Source organism: Actinomadura vinacea (assembly GCF_039532545.1).
In the GTDB taxonomy this organism is placed as follows: domain Bacteria; phylum Actinomycetota; class Actinomycetes; order Streptosporangiales; family Streptosporangiaceae; genus Spirillospora; species Spirillospora vinacea.
Genome location: NZ_BAAARW010000021.1, coordinates 14,495 through 28,831 on the forward strand (window position 1 = coordinate 14,495; position 14,337 = coordinate 28,831).

At 70.8% G+C, this 14,337-nt stretch carries 11 protein-coding genes and 1 pseudogene; 9 read left to right on the forward strand and 3 right to left on the reverse strand.

Annotation, left to right across the window (positions count from 1 at the left end):
• Positions 1–17: 17 nt before the first annotated feature.
• The 3 genes and pseudogenes from ABD340_RS29375 to ABD340_RS29385 form a co-directional block, all read left to right on the forward strand.
• Positions 18–836 (forward strand): annotated as a pseudogene (locus ABD340_RS29375) (transposase); the annotation flags it as partial.
• 917 nt (positions 837–1,753) lie between these two features.
• Positions 1,754–2,005: a hypothetical protein gene (locus ABD340_RS29380; protein WP_344593296.1), complete on the forward strand. Its 252-nt coding sequence runs from the start codon at positions 1,754–1,756 to the stop codon at positions 2,003–2,005.
• A 1-nt stretch (position 2,006) separates the two neighbouring features.
• Positions 2,007–2,612 (forward strand): integrase core domain-containing protein, encoded by a 606-nt coding sequence (locus ABD340_RS29385; RefSeq protein WP_344593297.1) that lies wholly within the window; start codon positions 2,007–2,009, stop codon positions 2,610–2,612.
• Positions 2,613–2,775: 163 nt separating this feature from the next.
• Here ABD340_RS29385 and ABD340_RS29390 read toward each other — a convergent pair whose 3' ends face one another.
• Positions 2,776–3,486, reverse strand: a complete 711-nt coding sequence (locus ABD340_RS29390; protein WP_344593299.1) for an IclR family transcriptional regulator — start codon at positions 3,484–3,486, stop codon at positions 2,776–2,778.
• 91 nt (positions 3,487–3,577) lie between these two features.
• Between ABD340_RS29390 and ABD340_RS29395 the strand changes: the two genes are divergently transcribed.
• Together ABD340_RS29395 and ABD340_RS29400 are read left to right on the forward strand one after the other, a co-directional pair.
• The gene (locus ABD340_RS29395; protein WP_344593300.1) at positions 3,578–4,534 is read left to right on the forward strand and encodes an MBL fold metallo-hydrolase; all 957 of its coding nucleotides are present in this window, start codon (positions 3,578–3,580) and stop codon (positions 4,532–4,534) included.
• A gap of 17 nt (positions 4,535–4,551) precedes the next feature.
• A complete protein-coding gene (locus tag ABD340_RS29400; RefSeq protein WP_344593302.1) occupies positions 4,552–6,174 on the forward strand; it encodes an FAD-dependent monooxygenase in 1,623 nt (540 codons plus the stop codon).
• A gap of 74 nt (positions 6,175–6,248) precedes the next feature.
• Here ABD340_RS29400 and ABD340_RS29405 read toward each other — a convergent pair whose 3' ends face one another.
• On the reverse strand, positions 6,249–7,079 hold the full coding sequence (locus tag ABD340_RS29405) for a fumarylacetoacetate hydrolase family protein (RefSeq protein WP_344593303.1): 831 nt from the start codon (positions 7,077–7,079) through the stop codon (positions 6,249–6,251).
• Between the two features lie 190 nt (positions 7,080–7,269).
• Between ABD340_RS29405 and ABD340_RS29410 the strand changes: the two genes are divergently transcribed.
• The 3 genes from ABD340_RS29410 to ABD340_RS29420 are packed head-to-tail and all read left to right on the forward strand — an operon-like array spanning position 7,270 to position 12,085.
• Positions 7,270–8,598 carry an aspartate aminotransferase family protein gene (locus ABD340_RS29410; RefSeq protein ID WP_344593305.1) on the forward strand — a complete coding sequence of 443 codons (1,329 nt, stop codon included), beginning with the start codon at positions 7,270–7,272 and terminating at the stop codon, positions 8,596–8,598.
• Positions 8,595–10,325, forward strand: coding sequence for a phytoene desaturase family protein (locus tag ABD340_RS29415; protein ID WP_344593307.1), 1,731 nt, complete (start codon positions 8,595–8,597; stop codon positions 10,323–10,325). Before ABD340_RS29410 ends, ABD340_RS29415 begins: the two co-directional genes overlap by 4 nt.
• Positions 10,322–12,085 carry a dihydroxy-acid dehydratase gene (locus tag ABD340_RS29420; RefSeq protein ID WP_344593309.1) on the forward strand — a complete coding sequence of 588 codons (1,764 nt, stop codon included), beginning with the start codon at positions 10,322–10,324 and terminating at the stop codon, positions 12,083–12,085. Before ABD340_RS29415 ends, ABD340_RS29420 begins: the two co-directional genes overlap by 4 nt.
• A gap of 52 nt (positions 12,086–12,137) precedes the next feature.
• On the opposite strand, the gene ABD340_RS29425 is transcribed toward ABD340_RS29420, so the two are convergent.
• Positions 12,138–12,689, reverse strand: coding sequence for a helix-turn-helix domain-containing protein (locus tag ABD340_RS29425; RefSeq protein WP_344593310.1), 552 nt, complete (start codon positions 12,687–12,689; stop codon positions 12,138–12,140).
• Positions 12,690–12,839: 150 nt separating this feature from the next.
• Between ABD340_RS29425 and ABD340_RS29430 the strand changes: the two genes are divergently transcribed.
• A complete protein-coding gene (locus ABD340_RS29430; protein ID WP_344593312.1) occupies positions 12,840–14,288 on the forward strand; it encodes an aminobutyraldehyde dehydrogenase in 1,449 nt (482 codons plus the stop codon).
• The last annotated feature ends 49 nt before the right edge of the window (positions 14,289–14,337 follow it).

The following is a 14,337-nucleotide window of genomic DNA, read 5'->3' on the forward strand; positions in this document are numbered from 1 at the left end:
GGCGTGGGAACGCGCCGGTGACCGCGCACTCGGACAAGGAACGAGCCGCACCGAACTTCAAGCAGGGATACGGATTTCACCCGCTGGGCGCGTGGGCGGACCACGGCGCCGACGGGACTGGCGAGCCGTTGGTGATGATGTTGCGGCCGGGCAACGCCGGCAGCAGCAACGCCGCCGACCACCAGCAAGTCCTGGCGGCAGCGTTAAGCCAGTTGCCGTTCCAGCCCGGGTATCGGGTCGGCCAGAAAGTGTTGGTGCGCACCGACTCCGGCGGCGGGACGCACGAGTTCGTGCAGTACTGCCAGCAGCGGCGGCTGCAGTACTCGGTCGGGTTCACCCTCACCACGATCACCGCCGCCGCGGTCGACCGGATCCCCGAGCATGTGTGGGCACCCGCCTACGACGCCGGCGGCAAAGTCCGTGACGGGGCGTGGGTGGCCGAGCTGACCGGGTTGATCGACCTGTCCGCCTGGCGGTCCGGAATGCGCGTCATCGTGCGCGCCGAACGCCCGCACCCCGGCGCGCAACTGCGGTTCACCGACCGCAACGGGTTACGGCTGACCGCGTTCGCCACCAACACCACCCGCGGCCAACTGCCCGATCTCGAGCTGCGGCACCGCCGCCGCGCCTGCTACGAAGACCGGATCCGCGCCGCCAAAGACACCGGACTGCGGAACCTACCCCTGCACGGGTCCGACGCCAACCGGATCGGGATCGAGATCGTGTGCCTCGTGGCAGAACTGACCGGGCTGCAACTGCTCGTCCTGCACGACCACCACGCCCGCCACTGGGAACCCAAACGGTTACGCCTGCGGCTGTTCTCCACCGCCACTCGGCCCTGAACTATCTCAGCCCGGCCGAGCACGAGAAGCGATCAACTACGCTGACCGCTGCCGCATAGCAACCGGTGTCCACGATCAGGGTGGAAGTCCCGCAGGCCACACATCATTCGGCTGGAGCGCCAGGAAAGCTGCTGTGGGCGCACCGGCCGTGTTACGTCCCCTGTCTTTCTCCGGGTGCGCCGGTCTCGGCCTCCACCCGCTCTACAGCTCGGCCGCCTCCTCCGAAGACGAAGTCCCATCGCAGATCCCCATGCGCAGTCAGCCGGGCGTGCACCTCGCTATCCACGACGAGTTGAACGGGGTGATGGGGAAGTGACGCTCACCTTGCGCCTGGCCGCCGAGGTGAGTGTCGCCTTCCTGGTCGACAGACCCGCAGGAGACCCCACTCGATGCGAACCCGGCGAACCGGCACCAACCGCTCGGCCGGCGAACCCCAACGGCGGCCGGAATTCCGAGCCGCCGACCTGCCCAGCCAGATGTCCGGTTTGAGCGGATGCGAGCGGCGCACAGGGACCATGATCGTCCCCGGGTTGGCCCCGCGAGCCAACATGGAGCCAACACGGGAACGTAACGGGACGGAACGGGTGGGGGACATACCTGGGCATTCTCGCGTTTGCCCAGGTCAAACGTGGTGGGTCGCGTGGGACTCGAACCCACAACCTACGGATTAAAAGCGCGGTTCTTATGTCAGGCCGGTTATTTTGGTGCCGCCCGATACCATTTGGTCCACGTCCAGCCCCATTTCGGTGCCAGGCAATATCGCGATGTGGCAGCCCGTACCAATTCCGCCGAGCCAACAACGAGCCAACATGGCCATCGCTTGCTGTGGTCATTGGGCCAGCCTGTTTGGCGGGTGCGTCGCCGTATGCGGCCGCCGCCCGCAGCCATTCCATCCCCTCGTTGGGGCGGTCGTGGCACAGCATCAAGATGCCCAGCCGGCAGGCGGCCTCGGGGTCGCGGGCGAGGCCTTCGGTGGCCATGAGCAGGTCGACGCCATGCTGCCCCAGCAGCTCGAAATAACGGCGGTGCGCCATGGACTGCTGGCGTCGCAACCGATACATCAAGTCCGCCATCGCGGCGCCGTCGAGATCTTGCCAGCACAGGACCTGGGTGGTCAGCCGAGGCGAGAGGGAAACGAAGGCGGCAGGGTTGCGGTGGTGTGATGTGGACCTGGACGAGGGCACCGCGGTGATCTGCCGGCAACTGCAGCGGTGGGACGGGCGGTTGACGGTGTGCCCGCCTAAGACCGCGCACAGTACCCGGGTGATCGCGCTGGACCGCACCACTATTGCTGCTCTTCGTGCGCACCGCTCGCGGCAGCAGGCGGAGCCGGACGCCTACGGTGACGGATACCGCGACAGCGGGCACGTGTTCACCAACCTCAACGGCGACCCGGTCTCACCAGGTCGGCTCACCCACTTCATCCAGAAGCTGATCGTTGAGCACGGGGTTCCGCCGATCCGGCTGCACGACCTGCGGCACCGCGCCGCGACGCTGGCACTGGCGGCCGGGGGCAAGTTCCCCGAACTCTTCGACGCCGTCCAGGCCGATGCGGGCATCCAGGTGGTCCTGACCGGAGTGCGGATGTCCAGGATGAAGGCGGTCATGGAACGGTGGGTCCAGACCTGCCGCCGTGAACTCCTCGACCGAACCCTGATCTGGAACCGGCGGCACCTGCTCCACACTCTGCGCGAGTTCGAGGTCTTCTACAACCAGCACCGGCCCCACCAAGGCATCGCGAACGCCCGCCCGTTGAATCCGCTGCCGTAACCGGTCACCGACCCGGACCAGATCGCCAGCCTGACCGTACGAAGACACCGACGTCTGGGCGGAATCCTCAACGAGTACCAGCATGCTTCTTGACCTGCACGGACGAGATTTCGGCAAGCGCAGCGCCGTGGACCCGCGCGTCGCCGCGGAGGGGGCGGGCCGGTCAGGGCACTTCGGCCGCGATTGCGCGGGCGGCCTTCCGGAGGCGTTCGGCGATGGCCGGTTCATCGGTGTCGTCGGGGAGGAAGACCACCGCGATCGCGGCGATGGTGCCGAGCTTCCCGCTGACCACCGGCACGGCCACGGAGGCCAGGCCGGGGATCACCTCGCCGACGCTGTGGGTGTAGCCGTTGCGGCGGGCCTCGGTGACATCGGGGCGCTCGCCGGGCCGGGCCGGGCCTCCGGCCAGCAGCGCCAGGCCGGGGGCTCCCCTGGCCAGCGGATGGCGGGTACCGGGACGCTGGGCGACCGCTGCGACCGAGTGGCGGGGCTCGACGCTGACGAGGGTGACGCAGTCGGGTCCGTCGGGGACGACGAGGAAGGCCGTCATGCCGACCTCGTTGGCGACCTCGGCGAGTTCGGGCAGGGCCGCCGACTGCAGGTCGCCCGACACCGACCTGGCCAGGGTCGCCAAGCCGACGTCCAGTTCGCAGTTCCCGTCGGTGGTGCGCCGGACGAGCCGGTGGTCCTCCAGGGTGCGCAGTATGCGGTAGGCGATCGACCGGTGCACGCCGAGGGCGTCGGCCAGCGCGGCGATGGAGAGGGGACCGTCGGCCTCGGCGAGGACCTCGAGCATCCGGAGCCCCCGGTCGAGGGTCTGGGAGTGGGGCCGGGCCGCTGCCCGGCCGTTCATGTCCTTCGTGCGATCGGCCATTGGTCGCTCCTCACCCTTGCCCGCCGTTGTGAAGGCAATTAGCCTTATTCTCACATAGAACAAGCAGTTCTATTATAGAATAAGGAGCTCCATGGTGAAGCCGTTCGCCTCATCCGCCGATCTGGCGCCCAAATCCCAGACCCTGGAGGTGCTGGCCGACGGGGTGTACGCGCTGACCGCCGAGGGCGATCCGAATGTGGGGGCCGTCGAGGGCGAGGACTTCCTGGTCTGCTTCGAGGCGATGGCGACACCGGCCGCGGCGCGGACGTGGCTGGCCAGGCTGCGTGAGCACACGGACAAGCCGGTGCGCTATCTGGTGCTGTCGCACTATCACGCCGTCCGGGTGCTGGGCGCGAGCGCCTTCGACGCCGAGGTGATCGTCGCGCATGACAACACGCGCGCGCTGGTGGCCGAGCGCGGCCGGCAGGACTGGGAGTCGGAGTACGGCCGGATGCCGCGGCTGTTCCAGGAGCCCGCCTCCATCCCCGGGCTGACCTGGCCGACCGCGACGTTCTCCGACCGGTTCACCATCGACCTGGGCGGCGGCCGCGGCGACCTGGAACTGCGGTACTGCGGCCGCGGGCACACCGAGGGCGACATCGTGGCCTGGCTGCCCGAGCAGCGGATCCTGTTCGCCGGTGACCTGGTCGAGGCGCAGGCCGCGCTCTACACCGGCGACGCCTTCCACCGCGAGTGGTCGGCCGGCACTCTCGACGCGGTGGGCGCGCTCGGCGCCGAGACGCTGATCGGTGGACGCGGCGCCGTGGTGTCCGGCGAGGACGTCGACGCGGCGATCACGCAGACCCGCGACTTCCTTCGGGTCATGATCGGCGAGGTGGAGGCCGTGCAGGTCCGCGGCGGCACGCTCAAGGAGGCGTTCGAGGCCGTCCACACGGCGCTGGCGCCACGGTACGGCGGCTGGCCCATCTTCGAGCACTGCCTCCCCTTCGATGTGTCTCGAGTGTGGGACGAGCTGTCCGGAGTGGAACGGCCCCGGATCTGGACCGCCGAGCGAGACCGGCAGGTCTGGGATGAACTGCAGGGCTGAGCGGTCTGGGGAGAACAGTGGACACGGCGTTGACGCATGCGGTGGCGGTGATCGGGGCGGGGCCGGTCGGGCAGACGACGGCCCTGCTACTGGCCCGCTGGGGACTGCGGGTGATCCTTCTGGACCGGCGTCCGGAACGGGACCCGATCGGCTCGAAGGCCATCTGCCAGCAGCGGGACGTGCTGGACGTGTGGGCCACCCTGGGGGCGGAGGCGATCGCCCGCGAAGGGCTGACCTGGAGCACAGCCCGCACCTACAACCGCGACGCGGAACTGTTCTCTTGGAGCTTCGCCGATGCCGGCCGGTCCCCGCTGCCGCCATATGTGAATCTCTCCCAGGCGCGCACCGAGGAGATCCTCGACACCCGCATCGCAAGCGACGATCGCATCGAGGTGGGCTGGAACAAGGAGGTCACCGGGCTCCGTCAGGACGATGACGGCGTGTCGCTGGAGTGCGCCGACGGCAGCGTGACCCGTGCCGCGTACGCGGTGGCGTGCAGTGGGGCGCGCGGCGGCGGTATCCGCGAACTGCTGGGCTTGGACTTCCCCGGCCTCAGCTTCGAGGACCGGTTCCTGATCTGTGATATCCGGGCCGACCTGCCCGGCTGGGAGAACGAGCGGCGCTTCTACTTCGACCCGCCGTGGAACCCGGGCAGGCAGGTGCTCATCCATCCCTGTCCGGGTTCCACGTACCGGATCGACTGGCAGGTGCCCCCCGGATTCGACCTGGCGGCCGAGGAGGCGAGCGGCGGGCTGGACAGGCGGATCAGGCAGATCATCGGCGACCGGCCGTACGAGATCGTCTGGCGCTCGGTGTACCGCTTCCACTCCCGGGTCGTCGACCGGATGCGCGTGGGCCGCGTCCTGTTGGCCGGGGACTGCGCCCACCTGTTGGCGCCCTTCGGCGCCCGGGGCCTCAACTCCGGTGTCCCGGACGCCGAGAACGCCGCCTGGAAGATCGCCTTCGTCGCCAACGGCTGGGCTCCGCCGGAACTGCTGGAGACCTACCAGGCCGAGCGGCACGCCGCCGCCCTGGAGAACCTTGAGATCACCACGGCGACCATGCGGTTCCTGATCCCGCAGGACGAGGCCGGATGGCGAGCGCGCCGCGAGATCCTGGACGCCGCGGCGGGCTCACCGGCGACCGCCGCCGCGACCGTCGATTCGGGGCGGTTCGCCGAGCCCTTTTGGTACGTGGACTCGCCGCTGACGACGCCCGAGCCCGGCCGCCCGTTCGGCGGACGCCCCCCGAAGGGCCACGCACCAGCGCCGGCGCCCGGCGTCATCACGCCCGATGCCCCGGTGACCATCGCCGGCCGCCCAGACGTCTCACGTCTCCGGCAGATCGTCCGGGAAGGTCTCACCCTCCTGGTGGCCGGCGATCGCGACACCGGCTCGCCGGGGGACGCGGCGCGGCGCGCCGCCCGCGCGCCGCTCACCGTGCTCGGCATCGACGACGTCGACCCCTCAGGAGAGCTCGCCGAGGCGTTGGCCGCCCGTCCCGGCGAGTCCTGGCTGATCCGGCCCGACGCGCACATCGCCGCGATCCTGCCCGACGCCGACCCGGCACGGGTTACGGCCGCCGTGCGTCGCGCGCTTGCGATGGCATCGCCCGGCGACGCTCTACCTGCGGATGTGTGAGGCGACGCCCGTCGCAGGCTGGCTGGGCCGGCTCGGCCGCGTCGTCGCCGCGTCCGTGCGAAACCGCTGATGCGTCAGCGGTGACGGTCTGGGAGGGGGCGAGCGGGGGTCAGCCGATTGCGGAGGGTTCCGATGCCGCTGATCTCGACTTCCACGACGTCGCCGGGGCGTGCCGCGCGCGGGGGAGTCATGCTCGCCCCCACGCCGCTCGGCGTGCCCAGGGCGACCACGTCGCCGGGTTGGACGGTGAGGGCCTGGGAGATGTGGGCGAGGACCTGGCCGGGAGAGAAGATCATGTCCGCCGTGTCCGCGTCCTGGACGACCTTGCCGTTCACCCGGGTGACCAGGCGCTGGGCACGGTGGTCGAAGCCGGCGTCCGCGACGATCGCCGGGCCCATGGGCGCGGTGAGGTCGCCGTTCTTGCCGAGCGTCCACTGCGGCGTCCGGGTCTGCAGCCGCCGGGCGCTGAGATCGTTGAAGCAGGTCCACCCCAGGACGGCCGCCAGGGACTCGTCCTCGCCCGCGCCCAGTAGCGGGCGTCCGATGATGGCCGCCAGTTCGCCTTCCCAGTCGAGTTCGCCTTCACCCGGCGGTACCGGGACGTCGGCGCCGTCGCAGCTCAGGGTGGAGGCCCATCTCCCGAACACCGTGGGCACCGCGTCAACGGGGCTGACCTTGACTTCCTCGGCGTGGGCCCGGTAGTTGAGTCCCACGCAGAACACCTTGGCCGTCGCGGGAACCGGTGGCGCCGGCTCCAGGGTGGCGGGATCCAGGAATTCCCCCCGCGGGGCGGTGTCCGCGCCGTTGCGGAAGTACTCCTCGACATCATCGATCGGCCGGACCCCATCGGGGTGGAGTTCGCCGATCCAGCGTCGGCCGTTGTTCATGAAACCAACCAGTCGCACCTTGAGCTCCTCGCAAGATCGTAGCTTTAATCGAACACACTACCCTTACGTCTGCTCGATTCCAGTAGGACGAACCCTTGACATCAGCAGGATCAACGCAGTTCACTCGGGGCAGTACTGAGAGCAGAGCGTGGGCATGTCGTTCGTTTTGATGAACATTCCAGGTCTCTGCACTCGACTGGAGGTACCGATGAATCGAACGAACGCGAGGTCTTTCGCGGCGTCGCGGGAGTGGCTGGACAGGGCGGCCGCGGTCATCCCGACCGGGGCGACCTCCGCGGCCCGGCTCGGCGTGCGACCGACCCCGCTGGTCATGGCCGAGGCCGACGGCGCCCGTATGACCGATCTGGACGGCAACGTCCTCCTGGACTTCGCTCTGGCCAACGGGCCGCTGCTGCTCGGCCACCGGCCGCGGCCGGTCCTCGAGGCGATGGCGGCGCAGCTCGACCACGGCATGCTGTACGGCGCGCAGCACCGTCTGGAGGCGGAGCTCGCCGAGGCGCTCGTCGAGGTCGTTCCGAGCGCGGAGGCCGTCTGCCTGTCCACCACGGGCAGCGAGGCGGTTCATGCGGCGCTCCGGTTCGCCAGGGCCGCCACCGGCCGTGATCTCGTCCTGCGGTTCGAAGGCCACTACCACGGGTGGTTCGGCGACATCGCCTACTCGGGGCCTGGGACGCCGCCGGCCGCGCCGGGGGCGCGGGCGCCGTTCGCGCCGCTGCCGTCGGCGGCTGGGCTGGGCGCGCCGCCGCCGGCCCTGGTGGCGCGCTGGAACGATCCAGTGGAACTGGCCGCGGTGCTCGAGGAGCACGGCGCCCGGATCGCCGCGGTGGTCATGGAGCCGGTGCCTCTGGCCGGCGTCCTGGAACCGGCCTCCGGCTATCTGGCCGCGGTGCGGGAGCTCACCCGCCGGCACGGCATCGTACTGATCTTCGACGAGGTGGTGACGGGGTTCCGGCTCGGGGTTGGCGCGGCGCAGGCCAGGTACGGCGTCAGCCCCGACCTGACGGTGCTGGGCAAGGCGCTGGGTGCGGGAATGCCGATCAGCGCGGTCGCCGGGAGCCGGGAGATCCTCTTTGTCGCCGCCGGAACGTCCCCGCACATGGGCACGTTCAACGGCCACCCGCTGGCCGCCGCGGCCGCGCTCGCGGCCTTGGAGTGCTACCGGGAGCCGGACTTCGACAAGACGCTGGAACGGATGGCCGCGCGGCTCGCCGCCGGGCTGGCCGACCTCGGCGAGCAGCACGGGCTGCCGCTCCGGGTCCACCAGGCGGGCGCCCTGCTTCAGACGCTGTTCGCGACGGACGGAGGGCGGCAGGAGTTGCGCGACTACCGGGACGTGGCGACGAGGACCGACCGGGACCGCGCGGCACGGTTCGCCGAGGCGCTGCTGTGCCAGGGCCTCAACGTCCCTCCCCGCAACACTTGGATGCTGTCGGCCGCGCACCGCGACGACGACATCGACTTCGCACTGGAACGTGCCGACGCCGCGATGGCCCGGCTGCGGGAGGAGGCCGCATGACCCGCGTCGTGATCATCGGAGCCGGACACAACGGGCTCGTCTCCGCCGCCTACCTGGCACGGGCGGGACTGGATGTCACCGTTCTGGAGGCGCGCGACACGCTCGGCGGAGCCTGCGTGACCGAGGAGATCATGCCCGGGTTCCGCGCCTCGACCTGCGCCTTCGTGCTGGGCCTGGTACGTCCGGAGATCATCTCCGACCTGCGCCTGCGCGCGCACGGGCTGGAGCTGTACAGCTCGCCGGACGCGTTGGCGTTCACCACCGAGGAGTCCGGCCGGCACTTCTTCATGTGGAAGGAGCCCGATCGGACCATCCGGGAGATCCGCAAGCGTTTCGGAGAGCGCGACGCCGACGCGTTCGTTGAGTTCGGCGTCCACATGCAACGGCTCGGCGCGGTACTGCGGCCGATGATGCTGCAGCCGCCGCCGCGGCTGTCGACGTTCGTCCGGGAGTTCGAACAGCGCGGGTCGATGGACCTGTTCGGCCGGTTCATCACCGGCAGCGTCACCGACCTGCTGGACCACTACTTCGAATCCGACCTGCTTAAGGGATTCCTCGCCTTCAGCGGGGTGGTCTCGGTCCACGGGGCGCCGAGCACCCCGGGCACCGCGTACGTTTTGGCCCATCACAGCGTGGGCGAGTTCGAGGGGCATTTCGGCAAGTGGGGCTTCGCACGCGGCGGAGTCGGCGCGCTCACCGCCGCCATCGCCGACGCGGCGCGGAGCAGCGGGGCGGTGCTGCGCACCTCGGCCCGGGTCGACCACGTGACGATCCGCGGCGGCAGGGCGCGGGGCGTGGTGCTGGAGTCGGGCGAGGAGATCCCCGCGGACGTCGTGCTGTCCAACGCCGACCCCAAGCGCTCCCTCCTCAAGCTGGTGGACCGGGCGCACCTGCCCGACGAGACCGTGCGCGGCATCGAGGAGTACGACGTGCGCGGCTCACAGTGCCGGGTGCTGGTGGCCGTGGACCGGCTGCCGGAGTACGTCGGGCTGCCCGGTGGACCGGGCCCGCAGCACAACGGCCACGCCTTCCTCGGCCCGCGTCTGGACCGTTACGAGCAAGCCTTCGAGCGGGCCCGCAAGGGGCTGCTGCCCACCGACCCGGTGGTCGAGCTGACCATCGACTCGGTACGCGATCCGGCCCTGGTGCCGGCCGGCCGGCACATGATCGTCACAGGCGTCCAGCAGCTTCCGTTCGAGCTGTCCGGGCGGACCTGGGACGACGCCCGCCAGGACCTCACCGACCTGGTTCTGAAGCGGCTGTTCGACCACGCGCCGAACCTGGAGGGCGCCGTTCTCGGCACGCACACGATCACGCCGCTGGACCTGGAACGCGAGTACGGCCTGACCGGCGGCAACATCTACCACGGCGCGATGACGCTCGACCAGCTCCTGACGGGCCGCCCCGCCCACGGCCTCGGCGACTACCGGACGCCGATCGAGGGCTTGTACCTGTGCGGCTCGGGCACCCATCCGGGCGGTGGCGTCATGGGCGCCAGCGGCTACAACGCGGCCATGGCCGTGCTCACCGCGCAGGGCATGCCGACGCCACGGCCCTGGGGCCAAGAGCACGCCGCGCGGCTGTTGCGGCGGCGCGGGCTGGAGGACGCGCTGCACGCCGCCTACGCCTCGCCCCGCATCCGCAAGGCCATGAACACGGCGGCGCGGCAGCCCTGGCTGCGCGGCCTCACCAAGCTGGCCACACGCCGTCCGGGAGGCAGGCGATGAGCTCACAGGACCGCGACCGAACGTTGCGCAGCGGGCGCTGGTTCGGCACCGACGACCTCAGCGGGTTCGCGCACCGCAGTACGCTGACGCCCATCGGGCTGTCGCCCGAGCACTTCGACGGCCGCCCGTTCGTCGGCATCGCCCAGTCCTGGTCGGACTTCGCTCCGTGCAACGCCCACTTCAGGCAGGTCGCCGAGCACGTCAAGCGCGGCGTGGCCGAGGCGGGCGGCGTGGCGCTGGAGTTCCCGACGATCTCGTTGGGAGAGAACCTGGCCAAGCCCACGGCGATGCTGTTCCGCAACCTGATGGCGATGGACGTCGAGGAGTCCATCCGGATGTATCCGATGGACGCCGTCGTCCTGCTCGGCGGGTGTGACAAGACGCTGCCCGCCCAGCTCATGGGCGCCGCCAGCGTCGACCTTCCCACCGTCGTGGTGACGGCCGGGCCGACCAGCCCCCGGTCGTACGGCGGCCGGCGGCTCGGCGGCGGCACCGATGCGTGGAAGCTGGCCGAACGGGTGCGCTCGGGGGCCGCGGACGGCTCCGACGTCGCCGCGATGGAGGCGGCCATCATGTCCACGCCGGGGCACTGCAACGAGATGGGCAGCGCCTCGACGATCACGGCGGTGAGCGAGGCGCTCGGCCTGGCTCCCGCCGGGTCGTCCACGGTCCCGGCGATGGACGGCAGGCGGCTGGCGGGCGCCGCCGCGGCCGGCTGGCTGGCGGTGCGGATGGCCCGTGACGGCGGGCCGCAGCCGAGCCGGATCCTGTCCCGGGAGATGTTCGAGAACGCGATCACGCTGTTGATGGCGCTGGGCGGCTCGACCAACACGATCGTGCACCTGCTGGCGCTGGCCGGCCGTGTCGGAGTCGAGCTGGGCCTGGACGACTTCGCCCGGATCTCCGCGCGCACGCCGTTGCTGGCCAACCTGCGTCCCAGCGGCGAGTTCCTGCTGCAGGATCTGGACGCGGCGGGCGGGGTGCCGGCGATGCTGGCCGAGCTGGCGCCGTTGCTGCACCTGGACGTGCCGACCGTCACCGGCCGGACGCTGGGCGAGGAGGTCGCCGGGGCGAAGGCCACCGACCGGTCGGTGATCGCCTCGCTGGACGAGCCGCGCGCCCCCACCGGCGGGCTGGCCGTGGTGCACGGCTCGCTGGCCCCGGGCGGGGCGGTGATCAAGACCAGCGCGGCCAGCCCCGAACTGTGTGTTCACCGCGGGCCGGCCGTCGTCTTCGAGAACGTGCGTGACCTCGCCGCGCGGATCGACGACCCCGAGCTGGACGTGGAGCCGTCCAGCGTCCTGGTGCTGCGCAACTCCGGGCCCAAGGGCGGGCCCGGGATGCCGGAGTGGGGCATGCTGCCGATCCCGGCCAAGCTGCTGGCGCGGGGCGTCACCGACATGGTCCGGGTGTCCGACGCGCGGATGAGCGGAACCGCGTTCGGCACGAACGTGCTGCACGTCGCGCCTGAGTCGGCAGCCGGGGGGCCGCTGGCACTGGTCCGCGACGGCGACCCGATCGTCCTGGACGTCCCGGCCGGGCGGCTCGACCTGGAGGTCGACCCCGCCGAGCTCGAACGCCGGCGCGCCGAACTGCGGCCGCCCACGCCCCGCTACCGGCGCGGCTACGGCGCCCTGTACCTGCGGCACGTCCAGCAGTCCGACAAGGGATGCGACTTCGACTTCCTCGCCAAGCATCCGGAGGAAGGCCCGGACAACGAGGCGGAGGGCATCCTGGAGGGGTGGCACGGTGGCTGGTGAGACGCGGCCTCCGGCGCCCGAGGCGCCCGGCGCCCGAGGCGGACGCGGTCTGCTAGGCGAAGCCGCCGTTCGGGTTGCTGATCAGCAGAACCGTCTTGGCGTCGGTGTCGTCGAGTGCCTGGATCAGGTAGGGCTGTTCGGGCAGCCGGTAGGTGTCGCCCGGCCCGAGTATCTCCTCGGCGCCCGGCAGGCCGGCCCGCAGCCTCCCGGACACCACGTACAAGTGCTCGGTCATCCCCGGCCTCCCCCCGCTGGAGGCGTGCTTACGACCGGCCAGGAAGGTCACCTCGTAGACGTCGACGCCCGTCCCGGCCGGAATCTGGGCGATCATCCGCCCGAGCGAGGAGTCGCTGTCGACCCGCACGCCCTCGCCCGCCCGCAGCAGCTGCGGGATCTGCTCGTGGATGAGATCGGCGAGCGTGCAGCCCAGCGCCTCGGCGATGCTCCACAGCGTCTGCAGCGTCGGATTGCCGGTGCCGGACTCCAGGTTCGTGAACGTGGACTTGGCCATGCCGGTACGGCGCGACATATCGGAGATCGTCAGACCCCGCTGCGCGCGCAGCCGGCGGATGTTCGACGCCACCGTTTTCTCAATCGAACTCACCGCGTCCGACTCTCCTCGCGGTATCCCCGAGTCTCTCGGGAAATTTGTCATAGTCAACCCTTTTGACGATACCACGGTCATTCGATTAATCGAACGAATGTCGCTGTGTGTAGTCGTTGTGGAACCGTCCTGAAATTCCTGGAGGACCCCATGACCGAGCCCCTGGTGCGCGAAGAACTGTTCATTGGCGGCGAGTGGAAGACGGCCCGTGGCCGCGCCGTCCACCCGGTGGTCAACCCCGCCGACGGGACGCCGCTGGGAGACTTCCCCATCGCGTCGGCCGACGACGTGGACGCCGCGGTGGCCGCGGCCGGCCGGGCCTTCCTGGATTGGCGCCGCTCGACGCCCGCCGATCGCGCCCGCCACCTGCTGGCCCTCGCCGACGAGATGGACGGCGACCTGGAGACCCTGGTCGCGCTGGAGTCGCGCAACGTGGGCAAGCCGCGCCGCAACGCCCGCGCCGAGATCGGCTTCGCCATCGACCTGCTGCGCTTCTGTGCAGGGGCGGCCCGCACGATGGAGTCCAGCGCCGCCGGGGAGTACGTGCGCGGTCAGACCTCGATCGTCCGGCGCGACCCGCTGGGAGTACTCGCACAGATCGCCCCGTGGAACTACCCCATGGTGATGCTCGCCTACAAGCTGGGCCCCGCCCTGGCGACGGGGAACGTCACCGTGTTCAAACCGGCGGAGCAGACCCCGCTGTCCACCCTGCGCGTGGCCGAACTGGCCGCCGGGATCCTGCCGCCCGGCACGTTCAACGTGCTCACCGGCGACGGCACTACCGGCTCGGCCCTGGTACGGCACGCCGACGTCCGCATGGTCTCGCTGACCGGCGACTCGGCGACCGGCCGGACCGTCGCCCGCGAGGCCGCGGACTCGCTCAAGCGCGTCCATCTGGAACTCGGCGGCAAGGCGCCCGCCCTGGTGTTCGACGACGCCGACATCGAGCACACCGTGGCGGTGCTGCGCCGTGCGGCGTTCTACAACAGCGGGCAGGACTGCACGGCGGCCACCCGGCTCCTGGTCGCCGAATCCATCGCCGACGAGCTGGTCGACGGCCTGGTCGAGGCCACCCGCACCGTCCGGACGGGCGACCCCGCCACCGATGACGACCTGGACATGGGGCCGCTGGTCTCGGCGGAGCAGCGGGACCGCGTGCGGGGCTTCGTGGACCGGCTCGGTGCGGGCGACGCCAAGGTCGCCGTCGGCGGCACCGCACCCGAGGGCGCCGGGTTCTTCCACGATCCGACGATCGTCACCGGGGTACGCCAGCACGACGAGATCGTCCAGAACGAGGTCTTCGGCCCCGTGCTCACCGTGCAGACCTTCGCGTCCGAGGAGGAGGCCGTCGCGCTGGCCAACGGGACCCGGTACGGGCTGGCCGCCTCGGTGTGGACCAAGGACGCCGGGCGGGCGCTGGAGGTCTCCGGGCTGCTCGACTGCGGCGCCGTCTGGGTGAACGAGCACGACGTCGTCACCCCGGAGATGCCGCACGGCGGCACCAAGGCGTCCGGTTACGGCAAGGACCTGTCGATGTACAGCCTCCAGGACTACACGCTGGTCAAACACGTGATGATCAACCACCGCCGAAGCGCCTGACGGAACGCTCGGCCCGCGCGCACATCGGGGGACAGCGGCCCGCCGCGAA